Origin of the sequence: Bradyrhizobium sp. CB82 (assembly GCF_029714405.1) — a bacterium.
Taxonomy (GTDB): Bacteria; Pseudomonadota; Alphaproteobacteria; order Rhizobiales; family Xanthobacteraceae; genus Bradyrhizobium.
The window spans coordinates 3,315,407-3,339,452 of the sequence record NZ_CP121650.1; the positions used below are offsets into that span (position 1 = coordinate 3,315,407).

The window sequence follows — 24,046 nt, forward strand, 5'->3', positions numbered from 1 at the left end:
GTTGATCTCCCTCATTCCCTCCGCCGTTACAGCCCAGCTATCCTGCCCCGGCAAGTAGCCTGCCGGCACGCGGCCAATGCTTTTATGCCTTCCCTGGGCCGCCCCTGTTGGCTAGACAGGAACTGCCCTTTTCCGTTGCCCGCCGGGCGCCGTCCAACCGATAATGGCCGATAAAGAGACGACATGAGCGACGCGATCAAAACCGATGTGCTGATTATTGGCGCGGGCCCCTGCGGGCTGTTCGCTGCCTTCGAGCTTGGCCTTCTCGACATGAAGGCGCACTTCGTCGACATCCTCGACAAGGTCGGCGGCCAGTGCGCCGAGCTCTATCCGGAAAAGCCGATCTACGACATTCCCGGCATTCCACAGGTTTCGGGACAGGGCCTCACGGACGCGCTGATGGAACAGATCAAGCCGTTCCATCCGACCTTCCATCTCGGCGAGATGGTCGAGAAGCTGGAGAAGATCGGCGATCCAGCGTTCCGCGTCACCACCGATTCCGGCAAGGTGTTCGAATGCAAGGTGGTGGTGATCGCCGCCGGCGGCGGCTCGTTCCAGCCCAAGCGTCCGCCGGTGCCGGGGATCGAGGCCTATGAAGGCAGCTCGGTGCATTACTCCGTGCGCAAGATGGAGCAGTTTCGCGACAAGGAGATCCTGATCGTCGGCGGCGGCGATTCCGCACTCGACTGGACGCTCAATCTGCATCCGCTGGCCAAGCGCATCACGCTGCTGCATCGTCGCGATGAATTCCGTGCCGCGCCCCACAGTGTCGAGCACATGCGCGCACTCGTCGCGAGCGGCAAGATGGATCTGAGGCTCGGCCAGGTCACCGCGCTCTCGGGCAGCGACGGCAAGCTTGCCGGCGCGACCATCAAGGGCAACGACAACAGCGTCACCGAGATCGTCTGCGACACCATGCTGCCGTTCTTCGGGCTCACCATGAAGCTCGGCCCGGTCGCGAACTGGGGCATCGCGCTGGAGAACAATCTGGTGCCGGTCGAGACCAGCGCGTTCGAGACCAACGTGCCCGGCATCTTCGCGATCGGCGACATCAACACCTATCCGGGCAAGATCAAGCTGATCCTGTGCGGCTTCCACGAGGGCGCGCTGATGGCGCAAAAAGCCCATCGTTACGTCTATCCGGAGAAACGGCTGGTGTTCCAGTACACGACATCCTCGTCCAGCCTGCAAAAGAAGCTCGGAGTCAACTGATCCGGGCGGAGACGCGGAGGGCACGTCCCATGTTTCTGGTGCTGGAACCCTTCGCGAAATAGCCTTAGTCTGCGGCCATTCCAGTCGTGGGTTAGCTAGGTGAACATAATGCGGAACATCCTTTCCAGCTTCCGACTGCTTTCGCTCGTCGCGCTCGGCCTCGTGCTGTCGCTTGCGATGCCACGGCCCCTCGCAGCGCAGGGCCAGCAGCCGCAAGCCCAGCAGCCTTCGGCTGCGGGCCTCTGGCAGAAGATGGAGAACGGCAGGCAGGTTGGGTGGTTTCTCTTCATCGATCACAACGGCGTCTTCGAAGGCGTGATAGCAAAGACTTTCCCGCGTCCGGGCGATGATCCGAACGAGACCTGCACCAAATGCACGGACGATCGGAAGAACGCGCCGGTGCTCGGCCTGTCCTTCGTGCGCGATATGAAGCGCGACGGCCTGAAGTACGAAGGCGGCAACGTGCTCAATCCGCGCGACGGCAACATCTGGAAGGCCAACATGAAGGTCAGTCCGGACGGTCAGACGCTCACCTTGCGCGGCTATCTCGGCATCTCGCTGCTCGGCAAGGACGAGAGCTGGACGCGCCTGCCGGACACCTACATCGCGCAGCTCGATCCCGCCATCATCGCAAAGTATCTCCCCGCACAAGCCGCCGCCGCAAAGCCGCCCGCGCCGGCCGCGAAGAAGGGCGGCGCAATGATGGCGCCGCTGAAGCAGTAGGGCGCTGCGCGACGCCAGTCACTGTTCGCGCGCCGTCGTCCCGCCTGCTGTTGTATGCCCGCCACCGGGTCTTGCCTGCGGCGCGTCCGATGACAGGCTCCGGCGGGGCATTCAGTATGCGGCAGCTTGTCGATTCATCGCGGACATCTCGGAGTACTCGATCGCCCGATCAAGTCGGGCGAAGACACCGAGGGTACGGGACTTACGTGCCCCAATCTCGTCATTGCAAGCGCAGCGAAGCATTCCAGGATCCCTCAGTGGTGACACTCTGGGCTGCTTCGCTGCACTTGCAATGATGGTGGTAAGCGACCGTTTATGGGAATGCAGTCCTGTTTCGGACTGCGGGGTGGATGAATCCAAAGACCCATGCCGCCGATGTCCCCAACAGTAGTTCCCCGGAATGTGTTTTGGCGTCCGTTTTGCATAGTGGTCGGGAAAGCTGCTGGGGGAGCGAATCGCTATTTCTCCACGTCTGCCGGGATCCGTGGCGGACGAATAGCGGCGCTTGCGCCCCGCGGCGGACACCGACCCGCGGAGACGAAGAAATGTTTGCAAGACATTGTGCCGCCGTCGTGCTTGGCGCGATCATGCTGGCCACGTCGGCGTTCGCGCGCGACGACGGGCGCTACGCTAATTCGCCGCTCAAGCCCTGGTTCGAGAGCTTGCACAGCCAATATGGGCAATGCTGCTCGGACGCCGACGGTTACGTCATCGCCGACGTCGATTGGGAATCCGACAACGGCCATTATCGCGTGTACATCGACGACGAATGGGTCGTGGTACCCGACGGTGCCGTCATCACCGAGCCGAACAAGATCGGGCGGACCATGGTGTGGAAGCATTATGTCGACGGCCATCCGCGCGTCCGCTGCTTCATGCCGGGCACAATGATCTGAGACGGAAGATCCCGAGCGCTACAGCAGGCCGTAACTTATCTGGCGCCGGCGTAGGGCCGCCGCGTGACGGATGTCCGACGGTGTCGCGTCATACGCGCGCTGGAACGTGCGATTGAAATATGACAGTTCGCTGAAGCCACATTCGAAGGCGATCGCGCTGATCGTCGATGTCGCAAAATCCGGGTCTCGCAGCATGTACAAGGCGCGCTCGAGCCGGCGGGCGAGGACGAACTAAGGTCGTGCCGTCGCGTTCGAACAGCTTCTGGACGTAGCGCGGCGTCACGCCGTGCCGCAAGGGCAAGCGTCGCAGCGGAGAGATCGCCGTCGCCGAGACACTCGCGGATCTCCGCCTTGATCGATTGCAGCCTTGCGGCTGCAACACCGCGATGCCGCGCCTCATGCGCTGCGTCGGCGTTAGCGCCGATCGCAAGTGCCGCGAGGTCGAAGATGTGGCTTGCGGCGGCCTTCGCCGGCCCGGCATCGAGCGGGCCGTTCTCGTGCAGGGTCTGTACGTAGCGGATCAGCAGCCGCAACGCGCCGTTGTCGGCGGGAATCTGTCGCGCATAGGCCGCGCCGAGATCCGGCACGAGGGCCGAGACTTCCGGCCGCGGCAGCACGATGGTGATGAAGCTGCCAAGGCTGTGCATCGTGTTCACGGACGGATCGGTGCCCGATATCACCGAGGCAGCGCCGGGACGGCAAATGATCTCGCGGCCAAGCTGTCGCGTGGTGGCAGCACCGCTCATCAGCATTGAGAGACCGAAGCCGTCTCGCGCGCGGGCGAGATGTTGCCGCGTGACGTGATAATGCGCAGGCGAGCGGGATCCCGTGACCAGCCCGACGCCGGGCAGGCCCTGGAAGGTCACGCTGGCATGAAACGGCTCGTCGCCGATCGTCTCGATGTCGACGTTGGCAATGCTGCGGCCGTAGAGCTCGCGCCACATCGCAAGGCGCTGGCGGGCCGGAAATGCGTCAGTCGATGCCTGCCTCCTCCGTCCTTCTCTCCCGTTCAGGCATTTGGTTGCGAGACGCCGCGCGCGACGAAGCGATCCGGAAATCTTGCGCCGACATGTTTCAGGATCGTTTCATGAGCTATGAACGAGCGATGTGCGCATGACCGCATCGAGCCCGCCGCTGCGTCTTTTACTGACAGGCTTGCGCCTTTGACGTCGCTCAACGCCGAGCAGCGAGGAACCGCAAATAATCTCCACTTCATGTGCTACGCGAACAGCCTTGACGCGTTATCCGAGGCGAGTTGAGCAGCCCTAAACTAACGCGCGATGAGAATAGGATGAAGCGTCATCGCGCTTTAGGTTGTTGCTTGCGCATGATCCTTGAAAACCGCTTCGCCCTTTTTCGGATCATGCTTTGGATGGAGGAAGGGATGGCTGTCGAGGCAGAACTGAAATTCCGTGTCCCTGCGCGCAACTTGACGGGATTGCTGCGGCGCCGGATTCCGGGGGCGAAGTTGAGCGAGAAATCCGAGCGCGATCTGGTTTCGACCTATTTCGATACCGCCAAGCACAAGCTGAACCAGCGTGGCGTGACGCTTCGCGTCAGGCAAGATGGCAAGACGAAGGTCCAGACCATCAAGTCGGCCAACGGGGCGCAGTTTGGTCGCGACGAATGGGAGACGGAGATCAAGGACAGTGCGCCTGACCTGGGCAAGACGAGGGGCACGCCGGTCGAGGCGCTCGCGACCAGGAAGCTGGGCCGCAAGCTGAAGCCCGTGTTCGAGACGTCGGTCCATCGAACGGTTGTGCCTCTGCGCACGCGACGAAGCGAGATCGAGCTTGCCATCGATCGCGGACAAATCGTGGCCGGCCATCGTTCGAGTCCCATCGAGGAGATTGAGCTCGAGCTCAAGAGTGGTCGGCCGGCCGACCTTTTCCGTATCGCAAAGGCACTGGAGCACAAGTCGGGAGCCGAGCTCGATCTGCGATCGAAATCGGAGCGCGGCTTTGATCTCCTCCGTGACAGCGAGCATCATATCACCTCCGCCGAGCCGATCGAGTTGAACCCGGACCTGAGTGCGGGCGAGGCGTTCCGCGTGATCGGGCGCGCCGCGTTCCGGCATTTTTCGGCGAACGCCGATCCGGTTCGCAATGGCGAGCCGGAAGGCATTCATCAGATGCGCGTTGGACTGCGCCGGCTGCGGGCGGCCATTTCGCTGTTCTCAAAAATCCTCTCCGGCGCTGGAATGGAAAGGACCAAGACCGAGCTGAAGTGGCTCACGACGGAACTCGCGCCGGCGCGGGAGATCGACGTGTTCATGACGGAAAACATAGAACCGGCGACGCATGACGCGTTGCTGCGCCGGGGTGGCAAGGCGATCAAGCAGGAGTTCTCCGAACGGCGCGATGAGGCCTTCGCGCGGGCCGCAAGGGCGGTCAATTCGCAGCGCTATCGGACGCTCCTGATCGACACGCTGCAATGGATCGAAGCGAAGCAAACGACAGCGACCGAGGATGCCGAGATGCTGATCGACAAGTTCGCCGATCGCCTGCTTCGTCGCCGCGTCAAGAAGGCACGCAGGGACGGCCGGCATCTTGGCGACATGTCGAGCCGCGAGCGGCACAAATTCCGGATCAGGATCAAGAAGATCAGGTATGCCGTCGAATTCTTTGAAAGCCTTTACGGCCGCAAGAGCAAACAGAAGCTGCTCGCGCGCATGTCCAAGCATCTGAAGAAGAGTCAGGACGCGCTGGGCTCGCTCAACGACTTCGTTGCCCACCGCGACATGGCCATTGATGCTGCGCTTCATGCGCCGCGCCACAATGCTCGCCCCCGTGCCTTTGCATCAGGCTTCGTAGTCGGTCGCGAGGATCAGATGGTCAGGCCTCTGATGAAAGTTGCGGCCAGGCAAGTACGGGCGCTGGCCGCGTTTTGAGGGGCATTGCCGCCGGCGCGTTACGTCACCGGCGCGGGATTGAACAGCGTCAAGTCGTTGTGGATGCCCCAGCGATCCGACCATGGTTTTGTGCGGCCGCTGGCGACGGCGAGGATCAGGCGGAACAGGTCCCAGCCGGTTTCCTCGATGGTCTTTTCGCCGGTCGCGATGCGACCGGCATCGAAATCGATCAGATCCTTCCAGCGCCGTGCAAGCTCGCTGCGCGTCGCGACCTTGATCACAGGGGCGGCGGCGAGGCCGTAAGGCGTGCCGCGGCCGGTGGTGAACACTTGCAGCGTCATGCCGGAGGCGAGCTGAAGCGTGCCGCAGATGAAGTCGCTCGCCGGGGTCGCCGCAAACAGCATGCCCTTCTGCGTCGCCTTTTCGCCGGGCGAGAGCACACCGGTGATCGCGCTCGAGCCTGACTTGACGATCGAGCCGAGTGACTTCTCGACGATGTTGGCAAGGCCGCCCTTCTTGTTGCCGGGCGTGGTGTTGGCGCTGCGGTCGGCGCCGCCGCGGGCGAGATATGAGTCGTACCAGGCCATCTCGCGCACCAGCGCGCGGCCGACGTCCTCGTTGATGGCGCGGCGGGTGAGGAGCTGGATGGCGTCACGCACTTCGGTGACTTCCGAGAACATCACGGTGGCGCCGGCGCGCACCAACAGATCCGCGGCATAGCCGACAGCAGGATTTGCCGTGACGCCCGAGAAGGCATCGCTGCCGCCGCATTGTAGGCCGATGACGAGGTCGGACGCCGGGCAAGTCTCGCGCCTGCGCGTGTTGAGAATTTTCAGGCGCGCCTCGGCCTGCGTCATGATCGCATCGACAATCGCACCGAAACCGTCGAAGGCTTCGTCCTGCATGCGGACGATGGCGTCATTCATGCCCTCGGGCACGAGCCGCTCGGGGGCGAGCTTTTCGCAGCCCAGGCCAACGACGAGAATCTGGCCGCCGAAGTTCGGGTTCAGCGCGAGGTTTTGCAGCGTGCGGATCGGCACGACAGCGTCAGGCGCGGTGATGGCGACGCCGCAGCCATAGGCGTGGGTGAGGGGAACAACGTCGTCGACACCAGGATATTTCGGCAACAGCTCGGCGCGGATGCGCTTCACCGCATATTCCATCGTGCCCTTGACGCATTGCACGGAGGAGGAGATGCCGAGGATGTTCTTGGTGCCGACCGAGCCGTCCGGATTGCGATAACCTTCGAATGTAAAACCTTCGAGCGGGGGCAACGGCGCGGGAACGGCGGTCGAGATTTCCAGTCTGTCGAGCGCGGGCGCCTCAGGCATGCGGATGCGCGCTTCATCCACCCATTCGCCGGCCAGGATCTGCGACAGCGCAAAGCCGATCACCTCGCCATAGCGGATGATCGGCGCATCCTGCGCGATATCGACCAGCGCTGTCTTGTGCCCTTGCGGCACGAAGGCGCGCAGCGTCAGCCCGCAGGAAAAGCGCGAGCCGGCGGGAAGCCCGAAATCATTGACCACGATCGCGACATTGTCGCGTTCGTTGAGCTTGATGTAACGGGGCTGTTCTTTCGCTGCGACTGACTGGTCCATGCGCTTTTCTCACGAACAGCTGCGTGGGGTGGGTTAGCGCAGCGTAACCCACCTCTTTGCTTTTCCGGGGGAACAGAAGTGGTGGGTTGCGCTGCGCTAACCCACCCTACGATGTCAGCAATCACCCAGGGAACGTGTAGCCGGTCTTCACCGTGGTGTAGAACTCGCGGGCGTATGAACCCTGCTCGCGGGCGCCGTAGCTCGAGCCCTTCCGGCCGCCGAACGGCACGTGATAGTCGACGCCGGCGGTGGGCAGGTTGACCATCACCATGCCGGACTCGCTGTTGCGCTTGTAGTGCGAAGCGTATTTCAGGCTGGTGGTGCAGATGCCGGAGGCGAGACCGAACTCGGTGTCGTTGGAGATAGCGAGCGCCTCGTCGTAATTCTTGGCGCGGATGACCGCGGCGACGGGGCCGAAGATCTCTTCACGCGCGATGCGCATGTTGTTGTTGGCTTCGGTGAACAGCGCCGGCTGGAGGTAGTGGCCAGGCGTCTCGCGCTTGAGTAGCTCGCCGCCCCAGGCAAGCTTGGCGCCTTCGTCCTGGCCGATCTTGATGTAGCGCAGGTCCTGATCGAGCTGGCTCTGGTCGACCACCGGGCCGATATGCACGCCGGCCTTGAGCGCGTCGTCCACCGACAGGCCCTTCAGGCGCTCGGCCATCGCCGCGACGAAGCGGTCGTGGATGCCTTCAGTGACGATCAGGCGCGAGGAGGCCGTGCAGCGCTGGCCGGTCGAGAAATAGGCGCCGTTGACGGCGACCTCGACAGCGGTCTTCAGATCGGCGTCGTCGAGCACGACCAGGGGGTTCTTTCCGCCCATCTCGAGTTGGAATTTCTTCATGGGGTTCGAGAGCACGCAGGCCTGCGCGATCTTGCGCCCCGTCTGCACCGAGCCCGTGAAGGAGATCGCGGCGACATCGGGATGCTCGAGCAGCGTCTGGCCGACCACGGAGCCGGAGCCGACGACGAGGTTGAACACGCCGGCCGGAATGCCGGAGCGGGTGATGATTTCGGCGAGCGCGTGGCCAGAGCCCGGCACGAGCTCGGCCGGCTTGAATACCACCGTGTTGCCGTAGCAGAGCGCGGGCGCGATCTTCCACGCGGGAATCGCGATCGGGAAGTTCCAGGGCGTGATCATGCCGACGACGCCCACCGGCTCGCGGGTGATCTCGACCTCGAGGCCGGGACGGACGGAAGCGCCTTTCTCGCCGATCAGGCGCAGCGCTTCGCCGGCGAAGAACGCAAAGATCTGGCCGGCGCGGGCGACCTCGCCAATGCCTTCGGGCAGGGTCTTGCCTTCCTCGCGGGCGAGCAGGCGGCCGAGCTCTTCCTTGCGGGCGAGGATTTCGCTCGAAATCTTGGTCAGCGCGTCATAGCGCTCCTGTGGCGTCGAGCGCGCCCAGGCCGGGAAGGCGCCTTTCGCGGCCGCGATCGCCTTTTCGGTCTGCGCCTTGTCGGCCTTGGCATATTCGCCGACGACGTCGTTGGTGTTGGAGGGGTTGATGTTCTTGGTGATGCCAGAGCCATCGACCCATTCACCGCCAATGAAATTCTTCAGGATCGCAGTCATCTTTTTCCTCCAGGGAAGCTTTTAGCGCACGAGGCAAGGACGCTTGTCGTCGAAGGTCCAGCCGGGGATCAGGTACTGCATGGCAATAGCGTCATCCCGGGCACCAAGTCCATGCTGCTTGTAGAGGCCATGCGCGGCTTCGATGGCTGCCCGGTCGATTTCGATGCCCAGGCCCGGTTTGTCGGGGATGGCGATCCTGCCACCCTTGATCTGGAGCGGCTCCTTGGTGAGCGACTGGCCATCTTGCCAGATCCAGTGGGTATCGATCGCGGTGACCTTGCCGGGGGCGGCGGCGCCGACATGGGTGAACATGGCGAGCGAGATGTCAAAGTGGTTGTTGGAGTGCGAGCCCCAGGTCAGGCCGTTGTCGCGGCAGGTCTGGGCGACGCGGACCGAGCCTTGCATAGTCCAGAAGTGGGGATCGGCGAGAGGAATGTCCACCGCGCCGAGGCGCAGCGCATGCGAAAGCTGGCGCCAGTCGGTCGCGATCATGTTGGTCGCGGTCGGCAGTCCCGTGGCGCGGCGGAACTCGGCCATGATCTCGCGGCCGGAGAAGCCGGCTTCGGCGCCGCAGGGGTCCTCGGCATAGGCGAGGATGCCGTGCATGTCCTTGCAGAGCCGGATCGCCTCATCGAGCGACCAGGCGCCATTGGGATCGAGCGTGACGCGCGCATTCGGAAAACGCTTGGCGATCGCGGTGACCGCCTCGATCTCCTGCTCGCCGCGCAAGACGCCGCCTTTCAGCTTGAAATCGGCAAAGCCATAGTGGTCGTGGGTGGCTTCCGCCAGCCGCACGATGGTCTCGGGCGTCATCGCTTCCTGATGGCGCAGGTTGAACCAGTCGGGCTTGCCGGTCTCGCCTTCGAGATAGGCAAGATTCGTCCTGCGGCGATCGCCAATGAAGAAGAGATAGCCGAGCGTCTCGACACTTTTGCGCTGCTGGCCTTCGCCGAGCAGAGCTGCGACGGGCAGGCCGAGGTGCTGGCCGAGCAGGTCGAGCAGCGCGGATTCCACCGCGGTCACGGCGTGGATCATCACGCGCAGGTCAAACGTCTGCTTGCCGCGGCCGCCGGCGTCGCGGTCGGCAAAGGCGGTGCGGATGTCGGCGAGGATGTTGTTCAAGGCGCCAACGGTCTTGCCGACCACGAGATCGCGGGCGTCTTCCAGCGTCTTGCGGATTTTCTCACCGCCCGGCACCTCGCCGACGCCGGTGTGACCGGAGTTGTCGGTGAGGATGACGATGTTGCGGGTGAAGAACGGCGCGTGCGCGCCGCTCAAGTTGAGAAGCATGCCGTCGCGGCCGGCGACCGGGATCACCTGCATCGACGTGACGATTGGCGCGCCGGCGACTGGCGCGCTGGCGATTGACGCGCCGGAAATTTCGACCATCGGCTGCTCCTCTCTTTTCGTGTCGTTATTCTGCCGCCTGTTGTGTCGATTGCGCGGCGGGCAGGTTTTGCACGAGCGCGGTGAGTTCCGCCATCTCCTGCTCGGTGAGATCGGTGAGCGGCGGGCGGACCGGGCCGGAGTCGCGGCCGATCACTTTCATGCCGGCCTTGATGATCGAGACCGCATAGCCCCTCTTGCGGTTGCGGATCGCGATCAGTGGCAGGATGAAGTTCTTCAGGCCGGCGTGAATGGTTTCATGATCGCGCTTGCGCACGGCGGCGTAGAACTTGGTCGCGAACTCCGGCACGAAGTTGAACACGGCCGACGAGTAGGTCGTCACGCCCATGTCGAGATAGGGCAGGGCAAAGGTCTCGGCGGTGGGCAGGCCGCCGATATAGGTGAGGCGATCGCCGAGCTTGGTGTAGACGCGGGTCATCAGCTCGATGTCGCCGATGCCGTCCTTGTAGCCGACGAGGTTCGGGCAGCGCTCGGCGAGGCGCGCGAGCGTGTCGGGCTGGAGGATGGCGTTGTCGCGATTATAGACGATGATGCCGATCTTCACGGCGGCGCAGACTGCCTCGACATGGGCGGCGAGGCCCTCCTGCTCGGAATGAGTGAGATAGGGCGGCAGCAAGAGCAGGCCGTCGGCGCCGGCCTTTTCAGCGCCGATCGCGATCTCGCGCGCGATCGCAGTGCCATAGCCGGTGCCGGCGAGCACGGGGACGCGGCCCTTGGTCTCATCGACGGCGACCTTGACCACCTGCGGCACTTCAGTCGGCGTCAGCGAGAAGAACTCGCCGGTGCCGCCGGCGGCGAACAGGCCGGCAACGTCATAGCCGCACAGCCAGTCCATGTTGGCGCGATAGGTCGCCTCATCGAAGGAGTAGTCCGCCTTGAACGGCGTGACGGGGAAGGAGAGGAGGCCGGAGCCGATCTTCTCGGCCATCTCCTGCGGGGTCATCTTGCTCATGGGCGCTGCTCCCTCCGGGTTTTGAAGGCGGCGCGCGGACTTGCGCGCCGGATGTTCTGGTTGACGCTCAATATGGGCGTCCATGGCCGTTACTTAAGAGACCGTTCGATGCGCGTCCAAGCCAAAGCCTATATCGAATGATGCGTATTCAGCATCAATCTTCCATCGTCTCCGCGGCGGCCAATTCACCGGCGATTTTCACCAGCGCCGAGAGCAGCGGGTTCTCGTCGTCGCGCCGCCAGACCATGAAGAGCTCGACCGGAACGCGCGTGCGCAGTTTGAGCGGCCGCAGGCGGACGTCGGAGATCTTCAGGCTCGCGGCCGCCGCCGGCACGATGGCAAGTCCGAGGCCGGCGCGCACCATGGCGAGGATCGAGTGGATCTGGCTCAAATGCTGGACATAGCGCGGCAGCACGTCGGCGCGGGTGAAGAGCGCGACCAGGAGATCGTGGAAGTAGCGACTCTCATAGGGCGAATACATCACGAAGGGCTGGTCGTCGAAATCCTTGATGGTGACGGACTCGGCATTCGCCAGCGGATGCTTTTTCGGGATCGCCGCGAGCAGGGGCTCGGCGACGACGCGGCGGCTCGCGAGCTCCGGCCGCGCGATCGGCGGACGCAGCAGGCCGGCATCGATCTGGCCGGAAGCGAGCGCCTCGAACTGGTCGCCGGAAACCATCTCCTTCAGCGAGAAATCGACCTCGGGCAGTTTGGCGCGGCAGGCGGCGACGAGCTCGGGCAGGAAGCCGTAGGCAGCAGCGGCCGTGAAGCCGATCTTCAGCGAGCCGGTCTTGCCGAGCGCGATGCGGCGGGCGACCTGCGAGGCGCTCTCCGCGAGCTTTAGGATGCGTCGTGCCTCGGGCAGGAAGCTGCGTCCGGCCGGCGTCAGGCGGACCGAGCGGCTGGTGCGCTCCAACAGCGGCGCGTCGATGATGTGCTCGAGCACCTGGATCTGCCGGGACAGCGGCGGCTGGGTCATGTTGAGCCGCGCGGCAGCGCGGCCGAAATGCAGTTCCTCTGCCACGGTGACGAAGCAGCGGAGCTGGTTGAGGTCGAACATCGATACTGGCCTTAGATGGATAAGGCGTTTCCCCGGCATTTCTAGCATCGATCACCCCCGAAACAAACACGGCGGCAAAGACGCCGCCGCAAGTTGCCTTGTCCTGCTCCGATTTCTCGGAGCGCTCAGGAGAAAGGCTTGAGCACCACCCGCTGGATCTGCCCGACGACCACGAGGTAGGCGATCGCGGCGACCATGGCGTTGACGCCGACGAAGACGAGCGCGCCGTTGAAAGAGCCGGTCGCGGCCACGATGTAGCCGATCACGATCGGGGTGGTGATCGAAGAGAGGTTGCCGAAGGTATTGAACAGGCCGCCGGAGACGCCGCCCGCTTCCTTGGGCGAGGTGTCCGACGCGACGGCCCAGCCGAGCGCGCCATGATCTCGCGGGCGTAGTTTTCGTTGAGACGACCTGCGGCATTACCGGCATTGTCGAGGTATCGCAACATCGCGGGGTGCCGAACGGTCGCAGCGAGCAGATCGCGAAACTTGCCGAGCGAATGGGGTCGAATGGCGTGGTCGACATAGTCGCCGACGAGCACGCGCAAATTCGATTTGTACTGGTGGACGTTGAAATGCTTGAACCAGAACCAGACCGGTCGGACCGCCACCCGCGCCCGAAGTCGGCCAGTGCGAAAAAGGCTACCGCCTTGCGCCAGGCAGCAACGGCGCCAGCAGGCCGCGGGTGAAGCTGGGCGGCACGGCGTCGAGGCCGAGCACGGCGCTCGCAGCCGGCAGGGCCGAGTCCGCCATCGCGGCGTGACCTTCGGCGGAGGGGTGCACGGCGCCGCCATAGACGGCGGAAAGCACGCCCCAGGTCGCATCGTGAATGTCGTTCGGCTGGCTCGCGGCCGGCAGGCCCTGCGGATAGGTCATCGCAGCGAAATAGCTGTCGTTGGCGTCGCGGATCCAGCGCGCGCGTGGCAGATAGGCGCGATATTCGGAGGCGCCGCGGCCGCACAGCATGGGCTGGCTTGCGGCAGTGACGATGTCGGGGTTGAAACTCTGGCCGTTCTCGGCAAAGCAGGCGCGGTCGAACTCGGGATCGGAGCCGGCATGCGCACAGAAGCCGTGGTCGGCGAACAGATCCTGATGCGAGTCGACGAAGGTCATGCGATCGGATTCGGGATCGCGGCACAGCGCGCCCTGCGTGCAGGTCGCGAGCCCCTTGAGCTGCGGCAGGAATTCGGTGTCGACGTAGGTCGAGACGCGGGCTAGTCGTTGCGGATCGGCGTTGAAGGCCGGATGGATATCGAAGCCGGCACGGCCGCCGCGGCAGGGCACGCCGCCGTCGGCGAGCGCCGGATTGGCGTAGGAGACGTAAACGACGTGCGAGAGGTCGCCGCCGACCAGCGGCTTCAAGGCTTCGCGCAGCTTGACGAAGTTCCTCGGCAGCTCGCGCGCGAGCGCATCGCGCGAATCGTCGACACCGGCCATCACGCCGGAGCGCGTAAACAGCGCACGCTCGGTCGCGGTGTCAACGATCACGTCGGCGACGAGGCCGGAGAAATAGACGTCGTTGGCGCCGATCGAGAGCAGCACGAGGTCGAGCTTGCGGTCCGGCTGCCGCTTCTGGGCTGCGGTGAGCGCCTCGCGCAGTTCAGCGACCTGCGCGTTCACGCTGGTCTGGCAAACGCCGCTCTTGCCGGGCGGGCATTCGCGCGCCCGCTGCGAGCCCAACAGCCCATCGCTGATGCTCGCGCCGGTGCAGGCGAGCGGCAGATAGGTCACGGCGATGTGGGGATAGCGCACCGCGAGCACGAGCGCGGTGCGGCTCTGGTAGCTGTACAGCGAGCGATGGCAGGCAGCATTGAACCAGAGCGCGCCGTAGCGCTGCCAGTTGGCGAGCGTGTCCGGCGCCTCGCAGGCGCGCCCACCCTTGAAGCCGGCGCGGCTCGGCCGGTAGTACTGCGCGCCGGCGGTGCCGAGATAGGAGCGGAAGCAAAAACCGTCGTCGGACAGCGCGATGGGGCGGTCGGGATTGCCTTCACCCGAGGCGATGCTGTCGCCAAGGCCCGCAATGAAGATGTCGCGGACCTGGATCTCGGCCTGGATGCGCTGGGTCGGGTCGGACCCCGAGGAGACGTCGACGGTCGCCACCGTCTGCTTGCCGTAGCGGACGCGCAAGTTCACCGGCTCGGCGCAGTCGAAAGTCGAGGCTTGCGGCCCGTCGCCGTCGTCGAACGACCAGGCACAGGTGGCCCCGACCGGCACGGCACCGGTCAGGCGCACAGTCACGGGATGGTCGACCGGCGTGATGTAGTTCTCTTTGACGTTGTCGCGGGTGCAGGGCTGGTTGACCCGGCCCTGGAGGTCGATGCAGAGTCGGTTGACCATGTTGCGGGCCCAGCCGCGGCCCTCGCTTTGCATCTCCAGCGACTGCTCGGTGGCGAGAATGCTGCGGTTGCGGGCGTTCTCGACGTGGAGCAGGAAGTCGCGCTCTTCGCGGAACAGTCGGAAGCGGTTGCGCACCTCCCAGGTGATCTGCAAGCTGCCGTCCTGCGCGGCAGCGCGTTCAGGCGGCAGAGCGCCGAATATCCCGAAAAGCAGGGCGCCGGCGAGAAAGGTGCGGAGGTTGGCTCGGATCATGACCCGCGTCTTCAACGTCAAAGTTGAGGCGGAAATAAGAGAGCTTCCTCGACCCGCCCTTCGACGTTGGTCTGACGCGTTTTCTGGCCGACGTCCAGCGGCCAAAGCGCGATGAATGGTCATCGCGCTTTAGCTTATTGTTTGAGCATGATCTCCGCGCAAACGCGTTCCGCGTTTGTCGCGAGGGAAAACCGCTTCTCACTTTGCGCTAACGCGGTCCTTCGGGTCCGGATCATGCCCTAGCGCTTGCTGGCCTGCCGCAGCGACCGTTCGCGCTCCATCTGCGTCACCTGCTTGGGCAGGTTGCCCTGCGTGCAGGCCTCCGCCAGCCGCCGGCGTTCCTGCCACGGCTCCACGACGTTCATCCAAAGCTCGCGCGCTCCCATGATGGAAATGGCGAGGCCGAACGGGATCATGAAATAGAGGATGCGGAAGACCAGGAGGGTCGCCAGGAGCTGCTCGCGGCCGAATTCGGGGAGCGCTACTAGCATGGCGGCGTCGAACACGCCGATGCTGCCGGGGGCGTGACTGGCAAAGCCCAGCAGCGTCGCCAGGATGAACACCACCGCCAGCGACATGAAATCGATCGGCGGAGTGGACGGCACCAGGAGGTACATCGCCATGGCGCAGAAGCCGAGGTCGACCACGCCGATCAGGATCTGCACGAGCGTCAGGGGGGCCGACGGCAGCACCACCTTCCAGCCCTTCTGGCCGAGCTCGCGCCGCTTCTCGCCCATCGACAGCCAGACCAGGTAGGCGGCGATCGACGCAAGGCCGCCAAGGGCGATCAGGCGGTTGATCGCGGAGGGGAGCTGATCCATCGCGGAGGCGGCATCGGGATGGATCGCCATGCCGATCGAGAGCACGAAGATGTTACCGAGCCAGAAGGTGAGGCCGGAGAGGAAGCAGATCTTTGCGACGTCGATCGCGTTCAGCCCGTAGTCCGAATAGATCCGGAAGCGGATCGCCCCTCCGGTGAAAACGGTCGCGCCGATGTTGTGGCCGATCGAATAGGAGGCGAAGCTGGACAGCGCTGCGATGCGGTAGGGGACGTGTTTCTTGCCGATCGTTCGCAGTGCGAAGAAGTCGTAGAAGGTCAGCGTACAGAAGGCGAAGAAGACGCAGAGTGCCGCAAGGCCGATATTGCCGCGGGGAATCTCAGTTAACGCAGTCAGGATGACGCCGGTGTCGATGCCCTTGAGGGTGCGCACCAGCGTGGTGATCGCGAAGGCGATGATCATGACGCTCGCGGCAATGCCGAGCCGACGCCAGCCGATCCATCTCTTGAAGCCGCGTTTCAGCGTGGGCAGCACGTCCTGCATTCATCCTCCCGGCGGGGGGCAAGCAACTCGTAAAACCTGCCCAATCGAGCGGGTGCCGATTGAGCGCGATGACCACCAGAAGCCTGGCGCCGATCGCAAGCCATATATCCTAGTTCCTTAAGGCAAAAACAGCGACTTGTGCAGCCCTTGACAACGGAAGCTTCTGCGTTTCGGCATCCCTTCCGTCATACGTCCTACACATTGCCGCGCGTCACGGATGGCGAGTCGCAGCATTGCCGTCTCATTGCCCGCATTTTGCCAAACCATGGCGCAATTCGCCTTGTTCCAGCACAAGGTTTTCGATCCCGTCGGAACGACCGTCATGCGTGTCGGTTAGCGGTGCATCAGCAACCGAACATCGCGCGACAGCGGCCTGCTTGCAGGCCGGGCGCCGCTCTGTTCCCGAAGCGCAAGGATTGGAACGATGGGACTGTTCACCAAGGACATCAAGACCATGAACGACCTGTTCGTGCATCAATTGCAGGATATCTATTATGCCGAGCAACAGCTCACCAAGGCGCTGCCGAAAATGGCAAATAAGGCGACCGATCCGCAGTTGAAGCAGGGCTTTTTGACGCATCTCGATGAAACCAAACAGCATGTGAAGCGGCTGGAAGAAGTGTTCAAGATGCATGGCGTCACGGTGAAGGCAGTCGATTGCCCGGCGATCGACGGCATCATCGAGGAAGCCGACGAGACCGCCGGCGAGGTCGCCGACAAGGCGGTGCTCGATGCGGCCCTCATCAACGCGGCGCAGGCTGCCGAGCACTACGAGATCGTCCGCTACGGCAGTCTGATCGCCTGGGCCAAGCAGCTCGGCCGCAACGACTGCGCGGCGGTGCTCGCCAAGACGCTCGAGGAAGAAAAGGCGACCGACAAGAAGCTGACCACGATCGCCGAGACCAAGGTGAACCTGCGCGCGGCGAGCTAGTTCGAGGCGAGTGAGATCGCCGCGCGGACGACGTGCGGCGTTCTCGCGATGCTGTCATGCCCCGCGAAGGCGCGGCACCCAGTACGCCGCAGCGTCTCCGCATTCGTCACGGTGTCTGGAATGCTGGATCGCGCGCCTTTCGCGGGCGATGACACTTGGGGAAGATGACACTTGGGGAAATTGAGAGCCGAGACCACCCCGCGCGCATCATTCGTTCGTTATCGAAGCGTGCGTGAGGCCGGGGCGTGGTCTTCGCATGGGGCTGCAATCGGGATGGCAGCATGCGGACCAAAATTGCCCATACCACTATCGACTATGAGTCCTTGAAAAGCACGCAGCGCTCCCGCCTTGGCACCTCGCTGACGCTCGCTGCGATGAGCCTCGGTTATGGCGTGGTGCAGCTCGACGTCACCATCGTCAACACCGCGCTTCATGCGATGGGCACCGCGCTCGGTGGCGGGGTCGCCGAACTGCAATGGGTGGTGAGCGCCTATACCATCGCCTTTGCCGCCTTCATCCTGACCGCGGGCGCGCTCGGCGATCGCATCGGCGCCAAGCGCGTCTTCACGGTGGGTTTCGCCCTTTTCACCGCGGCCTCGCTCGCCTGCGCGCTTTCGCCGAACGCCACCGTCTTGATCGGCGCGCGGCTGATCCAGGGATTGGCGGCGGCGATTTTGGTGCCGAATTCGCTGGCGCTGCTCAACCATGCATATCCGGACGAGAAGCAGCGCGGCCGCGCCGTCGCGGTCTGGGCCGCAGGCGCCAGCCTCGCCTTGACCGCAGGGCCGTTCGTCGGCGGCGGCCTGATCACGCTGGTCGGCTGGCGCGCGATCTTCCTGGTCAACCTGCCCATCGGGCTTGTCGGCCTCTGGCTGACCTGGCGCTACGCCGATGAGACCACGCGTTCGCGAGCGCGCGAGATCGATCTGCCAGGCCAGTGCGCGGCGATCGGTGCACTGGGCGCGCTCGCCGGCGCGATCATCGAGGCAGGCGCGATCGGCTGGGCGCATCCTGCCGTGATCGCAGCCTTCGTCGCGGCCACTGTCCTGGCCGCGCTGTTCGTTTGGCGGGAGCAGCGCACGGCGCAGCCGATGCTGCCGCTGTCGCTGTTTGGCAACCGCATGTTCGCGCTGACCTCGCTTGTGGGCCTGCTCGTGAACGTTGCGATCTACGGCCTGATCTTCGTGCTCAGCCTCTACTTCCAGGAAGTCAACGGGCTGTCGGCCTGGTGGACCGGGCTTGCCTTCGTCCCGATGATGGGCGCGGTGCTGCCGGTGAATTTGCTGGCACCGCACATTTCAGAGCGCATCGGAGCTTGCAGAACCATGATCCTGGGCGCGTGCGTCTCCGCGCTGGGTTGCCTCGGCATGGTCGGCATGGCTCCCGATACGAGCTACTGGGCGATCGCCGGGCAGATGATCGCGATCAGCGGCGGTCTCGGCCTTTTGGTGCCGCCCCTGACCTCGACGCTGCTCGGCAGCGTCGAGAAGGCCCGCTCGGGCATCGCGGCCGGCGTGCTCAATGCGACCCGGCAGACCGGCAGCGTGCTCGGCGTTGCGCTGTTCGGCTCGCTCGTTGCGGGAAACTTCATGAGCGGCCTGCACGCGTCGCTGATCATTGCGGCAGCGGTCCTGCTATTGGCCGCGACGGCGATATGGCGGGCGGCTGGACGAGAACGCGAGGGGATGGCTTAAGCCTTGCGGAGCGCGAAATGCGCGCCGCAGAACGCCATCACTGCGCCGAGGCATAGTGCGGCGAGGCCTGCCAATACGCCTGAGATGGTTGGGATCGGACTTGGTGCGGAGGCCGCTTGTCCGGCACCGGCGAGCAGCAAAACGCCGAGCGCGATCAGGAACTGCCGCATCCTTTGCGGGATCTGGCCCGAGACCGCGCTCTGCATCAGTGTTGCGGTGAAGTAGCCGCCGGAAAAGCCGACGGTCGCGATCAGCCACCACGCGATCGCGGCGCCCGCCGGCATGAACTCATGCGTGTCCGAGCGCCAGAGCCCGCCGAGGTCGAGCCCGTAGCGCGCGCCCAGCATGTGCACCGCGAGCGCGAGCAGCACGCCCGCGATTATCGCGCCGCCGAGAATCAGGTGACGGGGAAAAAAGGTCGTCTCAGCCATGCCTGGTTTGTAGGATGGGTGAGGGCGGTCGCGCAAGCCGATCAGGCCGCGCGAAGTTGATAAGGATCGAGATGTCCGAGGTTCAGGAGGCCGCCGCGCAAGTCCCGAGCGAGCAAGTCACGAGCTACGCCTACAAGGCCTCGCTGATCGGCTCGGCGCACCGCTTCGAGCTGACGGATGAGGGCCTGTCCTGGTCCATCGCCGGACGCTCCGGCCTGTGGCGCTATGGCGAGATCGCGGCGATCCGGCTGTCGTACCGGCCGGTCTCGATGCAGCAGCACCGGTTTCGCGCCGATCTCCGCCATGCGGATGGCGGTCGCATCGCGATCCTGTCGACGACCTGGCAGACCGCGGCGCTGATGGCGGCGCAGGATCACGGCTTTCGCGATTTCATCGTCGCGCTGCATGCGCGCATGGCGAAAGCCGGCAGCCGTGCCAAGCTGACCGCGGGCCTCGGACGCACCGCTTATTCGGCGGCGCTCGCGCTTCTGGGGATGCTGGCGGCGGCGATGGCTGGGCTTCTCATCCGCGCGGTTGTGACCGGCGAATTCACCGGCGCCCTGTTCATCATCGGCTTCGCCGCGCTGTTCACCTGGCAGATCGGCGGCTTCATCCGGCGCAACCAACCGCGCCGCTACGGCTTTGACCGACTGCCGGAGGCGCTGCTGCCGTAAAGCGCGATGAGATTGGGATGATTTGTCTTTGCGATTTAGGTTATTGTTTGAGCATGATCTTTTCGCAAAGCCGCTGCACACTTTTCCGGATCATGCTTCTAGCGGCGGCTGCAACCGGCGGTCATCAAACGTGACTTCGCAGGAGCGCGTCCATGCCGCATCCTTGTCGTCATGGACCGCAGCACCCGAATGCCGACGGCGGATGAGATCGCCGCGATCAATGCCACGCATCTGATCGAGACTCCCCTTTGCCCGGCCGATCTGCTGTTCCTGTTCGGCACCCGCGAGGACGTCGCGCTGCGCGCAGATGCCGCAGCCCGGCTCTGGCGGGACGGTTATTTCCGCTGGTCGATTGTCAGCGGCGGGGTGACGCCGGGCTCGGAGCAATCCGAGTGCATGCTCATCAAGGCTGCGATGGTCGAAGCCGGCATTCCGGCAGGCCGCATCCTCGAAGAGCACCGGGCGATGAATACGGGGGAGAATGTCGTCTTCTCGCTGCCGGTCATCGATGCGGCGCTCGGGCTGCAAATTATTCGTAGCGTGATCTGCCTCGGCAATACCTGGACGGCGCGTCGCTATCCTATGACGCTGCACCGCCACTGGCCGGAGGCGACGAAGATGCTCGTGACTGTCGATAGCTTTGCGACGCCGCGCGGGCTCTGGCACACCGATGCCGAGTTTCGCCGCCGCGTCCTGCACGAGTGGGACAAGATTGCGCCGTACAAGGCGAAAGGCTTCATCGCGGACTGGCCGGTGGCGTGAGAGGCCAGCGCGCTACTCCGTCGAATCAAAATCCTCTTCCTTCGAGCGCAACATCGCCGCGAGTGTGCGCAGGCCCGTGTCGAGCTGCTCGAAAGTCGGTGCGCCTAGCGCAAGGCGGACCGCGTTGGGGGCGTGGCCGTTGGCGATCGCGAACGTTGTGGACGGTGTCAGCGCGATGTCGCGCCGGCCGGCCGCGGCGACCAGCGTCTGCGACCGCCAATGTGGCGGCAGCGCAAGCCACAGATGATAGGACTTCGGATCGGCCTGGATGTCGAAGCCGGCAAGCCGCTGCGCCGCCAGATGCTGGCGCTTGCCCGCATCGATGCGTTTGAGGCGAGACAGTTCGGCCGCGGTGCCGTCGGCCATCAGCCGCTGCCCGGCCGCAAAGGCATAGCCGGATGCGGTCCAGCCGCCCGACCGCACCGAGGCCAGCACGCTTTCACGCAAGTGGGGCGGGGCGACGATGAAGCCGAGCGCGAGCCCCGGTGCGACCTTTTTCGAGAGGCTGTCGAGCACGAGGCAGCGGTCCGGCGCGAGCGAGGCGAGCGGCACCTCGTCGGTGAGGAAGCCGTAAACGGTGTCCTCGATGATCGGCAGGTCAAGCTTCTCGGCAACGCGCAGCACGTCGCTGCGCCGAGTGAGCGGCATGGTCATGCCGAGCGGGTTCTGCATCGTCGGCTGGAGATAGAGCGCGGCGAGATGCGCCTCGCGATGCGCCTTCTGAATCGCGTCCGGGCGGACACCTTGCTCGTCCATCGCGAGCGGGACCAGCGCGATGCCGAGCCGCGCGGCGATGCCTTTGATGAAGGGGTAGGTCAGCGCCTCGACGCCGCAGCGCCCGCCCGCAGGCACGAGTGCGGCAAGCGCGGCGGCAATGCATTGCCGTCCGTTCGAGGTGAAGACGAGGTGATCGGCGTTCGGCGTCCAGCCCTTGCGTGCGAGGAATGATGCGGTAATGCTCCGAGCTGCCTGCGTGCCTGTACTGGTCGCAGGCCGCAGCGCGATCTCGAGCCCCTCGGGGCGCTCGAGACCGGCGAGGCACTTTGCGATCATCGCCGATTGCTGCGGCAATACGGGATAGTTGAACTCGAAATCTATGCGCGCGCCGCGCGGCTCGGCGGGAGCTGAGACGCCGCGCCGCGCCTCGCCGGAAATGAACGTGCCGCGGCCGACTTCGCCGACGACGAGGCCGCGACGCAGTAGCTCAGTATAAACACGGCTCGCGGTCGAGACCGCAATGCCCCGCTCATAGGCGAAATTGCGCTGCGGCGGCAGGCGGTCGCCGGGCTTTAAGGCTCCGTTAGTGATGTCGGCGGCAATGGCGTCGGCCAGCTTCACGTACTCGAACTTGGACATTATTGCACCGAGATCAATGTTTCCCTTGCACCGAGGATTGTACTGGAGCATTTAAGTTCCATCAAGTTCCGCGATTGAACCCCGGCTGCGCGAGCATTCCGAGGGCAATGAAGGAGCAGGCGCCGATCAGCGCCTGGGCCGACGGCATCGCTTTCGCCGCGCGGGACGATTGCCGGAGAAGAAACATGACAACCATCTCGCAAACTGCCGGGCAGCCTCTCAGCCCATCCTCGTCAGGCGGCTTCCTCCGCTCCGTTGTCAACGGCGCCTCGGCGCTGCTCGGCTTCCTGGAGCGTCGTGCCGCCGTCAAGACGCTGAACGAACTCGACGACCGCGCGCTGCGCGACATCGGGATCACGCGCTCGCAGATCGAGGATGCCGTTTACGGGCAGATGAAAGCCGAGCTGACGCGCTATCAATAAGAGGAGGTCAGGCGATCGCGGCCCGACCCCATGCCGTGCCGAAAGCTCGATCGTCCTCGGGATGGTCGGGCTTGGGGCGCGGCCTAGCCGTGGCTCCGCGCTCGCGGCGGTGCCGGCCATCCAGTCCGACTCTTTCCACGAGACTGCTGACCAGCACGGCGGTGCGCGCCGCCGCCTGCTTCATGACGAACAGGATCGTTGCGGCACGGCTGAGAACGCCCAGCAGGAACAGCACCGCGAAGATGTCGATATAGGCCAGGAAATCACCAACCAGCATCAATTCCGGGGGAATCGGGATGCGGTGGTAGTAGGCCAGGATCAGGATGACGACCGGGACGAAGGCGATGATCTGCCGCAACGTCAGCCTGTCCAGCAGGGCGGCCAGTTGCACGACACATACCTCCCACAGCGCGTTCCCCGATGGCGAGCGGGATTTCGTAGCTCAGCTCGCGCCACCACTTCTTCACGCGATTGTTCCGAGGTTAATGCCTGACCACCAGCACCGAGCATTTGGCGTAACGCACCACATGCCCGGCATTTGAGCCGAGGAAATAGGTCCGCATCGCCGGGCGGTGCGAGGTCATGACGATGAGGTCGGCCTTCATATGTGCCGCTTCTTCCAAAATCTCGTGATAGATGCCGCCCTGGCGCACCACGCTGGAGATATGCGCGTCGTCGATGCCGGACTCGCGCGCGACGATGGCGAGCGCTTCCTCCGAGGTCTGGCGCTGCTGCTCGTCGAAATCGGCCGGCACATATTCGGCCAGCATCACCGGCGTCATCGGTAGCACGTTGAGCAGGCGCACGGTGCCGTTCCAGGTCTGCGACAGCGTCGCAGCCGTCGCGATCGCAGGTTTTGCGAGATCGGTGTCGGCGAGGTCGATGGGCACGAGAATGGACTTGAACATCTGCGCCTCCCTGTCTTTCGACGGCTGAGGACGGCGCCCTGTGTCCTCATGCCTGCTTCAGCAACTTGGGGCTGATGAACTTCACCAGTTTCCCGCGGCGGTACGCCACGTCATCCCAATCCTTGACGTCAAAGTCGAAGACCGCAAGCCCCGCGGTGGGCAGATTGTCGGCAAGGGCCTTGCGGCCGGCCTCCTCGCCGCTGCCCATCAGCAGCAACGCAATTTCATGCATGCCGGGATTGTGACCGACCAGCATCAGGATCTTTGGCGAAAGATGCTTGGGCGAGGCCGAAATGGTTGCGGTGCGAATGGTTTCCAGGAGCTGCGCGGGATCGGCGCCGTAGAGTTCCGGCAGCAATTCGACCTGGGGCGGCGCGATACGGTCCTTCATGGCGCGCCAGGCGATGTCCCAGGTCTGCCTGGCCCGCGCGGCCGGTGAAACCAGCACAGTATTGGGGAACGGCGGATGACGGGCCATCCAGTCGCCTATCTGTGCTGCATCCCGATGGCCGCGGTCGTCGAGGCGGCGGTCCTGGTCACGGCCGCTCGGTGCGTCAGTCTCGGTCTTGGCGTGACGCAGCAGCATCAAACGGCGCATGGCATTCTCGAATCATTACGGTCGTATTTAATCTACAGGCACGGGTTCAGGACAAGGTGACAAGCGCCCGACCGGTGCCTTAAGAAAA

At 64.4% G+C, this 24,046-nt stretch carries 22 protein-coding genes and 2 pseudogenes; 9 read left to right on the forward strand and 15 right to left on the reverse strand.

The genetic code is table 11. The features are described from left to right. Nucleotides 1-183 precede the first annotated feature (183 nt). The 3 genes from QA640_RS15825 (at nucleotide 184) to QA640_RS15835 (ending at nucleotide 2,831) form a co-directional block, all read left to right on the forward strand. Nucleotides 184-1,212, forward strand: a complete 1,029-nt coding sequence (locus QA640_RS15825) for an NAD(P)/FAD-dependent oxidoreductase (protein ID WP_283041532.1) — start codon at nucleotides 184-186, stop codon at nucleotides 1,210-1,212. A 108-nt stretch (nucleotides 1,213-1,320) separates the two neighbouring features. After that, the gene (locus QA640_RS15830; RefSeq protein WP_283041533.1) at nucleotides 1,321-1,935 is read left to right on the forward strand and encodes a DUF2147 domain-containing protein; all 615 of its coding nucleotides are present in this window, start codon (nucleotides 1,321-1,323) and stop codon (nucleotides 1,933-1,935) included. A gap of 545 nt (nucleotides 1,936-2,480) precedes the next feature. Next, complete coding sequence (locus QA640_RS15835) at nucleotides 2,481-2,831, forward strand: hypothetical protein (RefSeq protein ID WP_283041534.1); 351 nt, start codon at nucleotides 2,481-2,483, stop codon at nucleotides 2,829-2,831. Nucleotides 2,832-2,866: 35 nt separating this feature from the next. Here QA640_RS15835 and QA640_RS48320 read toward each other — a convergent pair whose 3' ends face one another. After that, complete coding sequence (locus QA640_RS48320; RefSeq protein WP_349253724.1) at nucleotides 2,867-3,775, reverse strand: hypothetical protein; 909 nt, start codon at nucleotides 3,773-3,775, stop codon at nucleotides 2,867-2,869. Nucleotides 3,776-4,215: 440 nt separating this feature from the next. Between QA640_RS48320 and QA640_RS15850 the strand changes: the two genes are divergently transcribed. Continuing rightward, the gene (locus tag QA640_RS15850) at nucleotides 4,216-5,721 is read left to right on the forward strand and encodes a CYTH and CHAD domain-containing protein (RefSeq protein WP_283041536.1); all 1,506 of its coding nucleotides are present in this window, start codon (nucleotides 4,216-4,218) and stop codon (nucleotides 5,719-5,721) included. A 20-nt stretch (nucleotides 5,722-5,741) separates the two neighbouring features. On the opposite strand, the gene garD is transcribed toward QA640_RS15850, so the two are convergent. From garD to QA640_RS15895, 9 genes and pseudogenes are all read right to left on the reverse strand, one after another. Beyond that, nucleotides 5,742-7,283, reverse strand: coding sequence for a galactarate dehydratase (gene garD / locus QA640_RS15855; protein WP_283041537.1), 1,542 nt, complete (start codon nucleotides 7,281-7,283; stop codon nucleotides 5,742-5,744). A 121-nt stretch (nucleotides 7,284-7,404) separates the two neighbouring features. Next, complete coding sequence (locus tag QA640_RS15860) at nucleotides 7,405-8,853, reverse strand: aldehyde dehydrogenase family protein (RefSeq protein ID WP_283041538.1); 1,449 nt, start codon at nucleotides 8,851-8,853, stop codon at nucleotides 7,405-7,407. A 21-nt stretch (nucleotides 8,854-8,874) separates the two neighbouring features. Next, nucleotides 8,875-10,242, reverse strand: coding sequence for a glucarate dehydratase (gudD, locus tag QA640_RS15865; protein WP_283041539.1), 1,368 nt, complete (start codon nucleotides 10,240-10,242; stop codon nucleotides 8,875-8,877). A 25-nt stretch (nucleotides 10,243-10,267) separates the two neighbouring features. Then, on the reverse strand, nucleotides 10,268-11,212 hold the full coding sequence (gene kdgD, locus QA640_RS15870) for a 5-dehydro-4-deoxyglucarate dehydratase (RefSeq protein WP_283041540.1): 945 nt from the start codon (nucleotides 11,210-11,212) through the stop codon (nucleotides 10,268-10,270). A gap of 154 nt (nucleotides 11,213-11,366) precedes the next feature. Beyond that, complete coding sequence (locus QA640_RS15875) at nucleotides 11,367-12,272, reverse strand: LysR substrate-binding domain-containing protein (RefSeq protein ID WP_283041541.1); 906 nt, start codon at nucleotides 12,270-12,272, stop codon at nucleotides 11,367-11,369. 125 nt (nucleotides 12,273-12,397) lie between these two features. Next, nucleotides 12,398-12,649, reverse strand: a pseudogene (locus QA640_RS15880) (MFS transporter); the annotation flags it as partial. Between the two features lie 2 nt (nucleotides 12,650-12,651). Then, a pseudogene (locus tag QA640_RS15885) lies at nucleotides 12,652-12,864 on the reverse strand (DUF1800 family protein); the annotation flags it as partial. 49 nt (nucleotides 12,865-12,913) lie between these two features. Continuing rightward, on the reverse strand, nucleotides 12,914-14,860 hold the full coding sequence (locus QA640_RS15890; protein ID WP_283041542.1) for a hypothetical protein: 1,947 nt from the start codon (nucleotides 14,858-14,860) through the stop codon (nucleotides 12,914-12,916). A 239-nt stretch (nucleotides 14,861-15,099) separates the two neighbouring features. Next, nucleotides 15,100-16,182: a YbhN family protein gene (locus QA640_RS15895; protein ID WP_283041543.1), complete on the reverse strand. Its 1,083-nt coding sequence runs from the start codon at nucleotides 16,180-16,182 to the stop codon at nucleotides 15,100-15,102. A gap of 424 nt (nucleotides 16,183-16,606) precedes the next feature. Between QA640_RS15895 and QA640_RS15900 the strand changes: the two genes are divergently transcribed. Continuing rightward, entirely contained in the window at nucleotides 16,607-17,113 is a 507-nt protein-coding gene (locus QA640_RS15900) for a ferritin-like domain-containing protein (RefSeq protein ID WP_283041544.1), read from the forward strand. 281 nt (nucleotides 17,114-17,394) lie between these two features. After that, nucleotides 17,395-18,807: an MFS transporter gene (locus QA640_RS15905; protein WP_283041545.1), complete on the forward strand. Its 1,413-nt coding sequence runs from the start codon at nucleotides 17,395-17,397 to the stop codon at nucleotides 18,805-18,807. Here the strand turns inward: QA640_RS15905 and QA640_RS15910 are convergent. After that, entirely contained in the window at nucleotides 18,804-19,238 is a 435-nt protein-coding gene (locus QA640_RS15910; protein ID WP_283041546.1) for a hypothetical protein, read from the reverse strand. The genes QA640_RS15905 and QA640_RS15910 overlap by 4 nt on opposite strands. Before the next feature lie 71 nt (nucleotides 19,239-19,309). Between QA640_RS15910 and QA640_RS15915 the strand changes: the two genes are divergently transcribed. Together QA640_RS15915 and QA640_RS15920 are read left to right on the forward strand one after the other, a co-directional pair. Continuing rightward, entirely contained in the window at nucleotides 19,310-19,912 is a 603-nt protein-coding gene (locus QA640_RS15915) for a hypothetical protein (RefSeq protein WP_283041547.1), read from the forward strand. A gap of 189 nt (nucleotides 19,913-20,101) precedes the next feature. Next, nucleotides 20,102-20,674, forward strand: a complete 573-nt coding sequence (locus QA640_RS15920) for a YdcF family protein (RefSeq protein ID WP_283041548.1) — start codon at nucleotides 20,102-20,104, stop codon at nucleotides 20,672-20,674. A 12-nt stretch (nucleotides 20,675-20,686) separates the two neighbouring features. Here QA640_RS15920 and QA640_RS15925 read toward each other — a convergent pair whose 3' ends face one another. Then, complete coding sequence (locus QA640_RS15925) at nucleotides 20,687-22,030, reverse strand: PLP-dependent aminotransferase family protein (RefSeq protein ID WP_283041549.1); 1,344 nt, start codon at nucleotides 22,028-22,030, stop codon at nucleotides 20,687-20,689. Between the two features lie 185 nt (nucleotides 22,031-22,215). Between QA640_RS15925 and QA640_RS15930 the strand changes: the two genes are divergently transcribed. Continuing rightward, the gene (locus QA640_RS15930; protein WP_349253748.1) at nucleotides 22,216-22,452 is read left to right on the forward strand and encodes a DUF1127 domain-containing protein; all 237 of its coding nucleotides are present in this window, start codon (nucleotides 22,216-22,218) and stop codon (nucleotides 22,450-22,452) included. A gap of 7 nt (nucleotides 22,453-22,459) precedes the next feature. Here QA640_RS15930 and QA640_RS15935 read toward each other — a convergent pair whose 3' ends face one another. From QA640_RS15935 to QA640_RS15945, 3 genes are all read right to left on the reverse strand, one after another. Next, the gene (locus tag QA640_RS15935; protein ID WP_283041551.1) at nucleotides 22,460-22,843 is read right to left on the reverse strand and encodes a hypothetical protein; all 384 of its coding nucleotides are present in this window, start codon (nucleotides 22,841-22,843) and stop codon (nucleotides 22,460-22,462) included. A gap of 91 nt (nucleotides 22,844-22,934) precedes the next feature. Further along, entirely contained in the window at nucleotides 22,935-23,360 is a 426-nt protein-coding gene (locus QA640_RS15940; protein WP_283041552.1) for a universal stress protein, read from the reverse strand. Nucleotides 23,361-23,406: 46 nt separating this feature from the next. Continuing rightward, nucleotides 23,407-23,958 carry a histidine phosphatase family protein gene (locus tag QA640_RS15945; RefSeq protein ID WP_283041553.1) on the reverse strand — a complete coding sequence of 184 codons (552 nt, stop codon included), beginning with the start codon at nucleotides 23,956-23,958 and terminating at the stop codon, nucleotides 23,407-23,409. Between the last annotated feature and the right edge of the window lie 88 nt (nucleotides 23,959-24,046).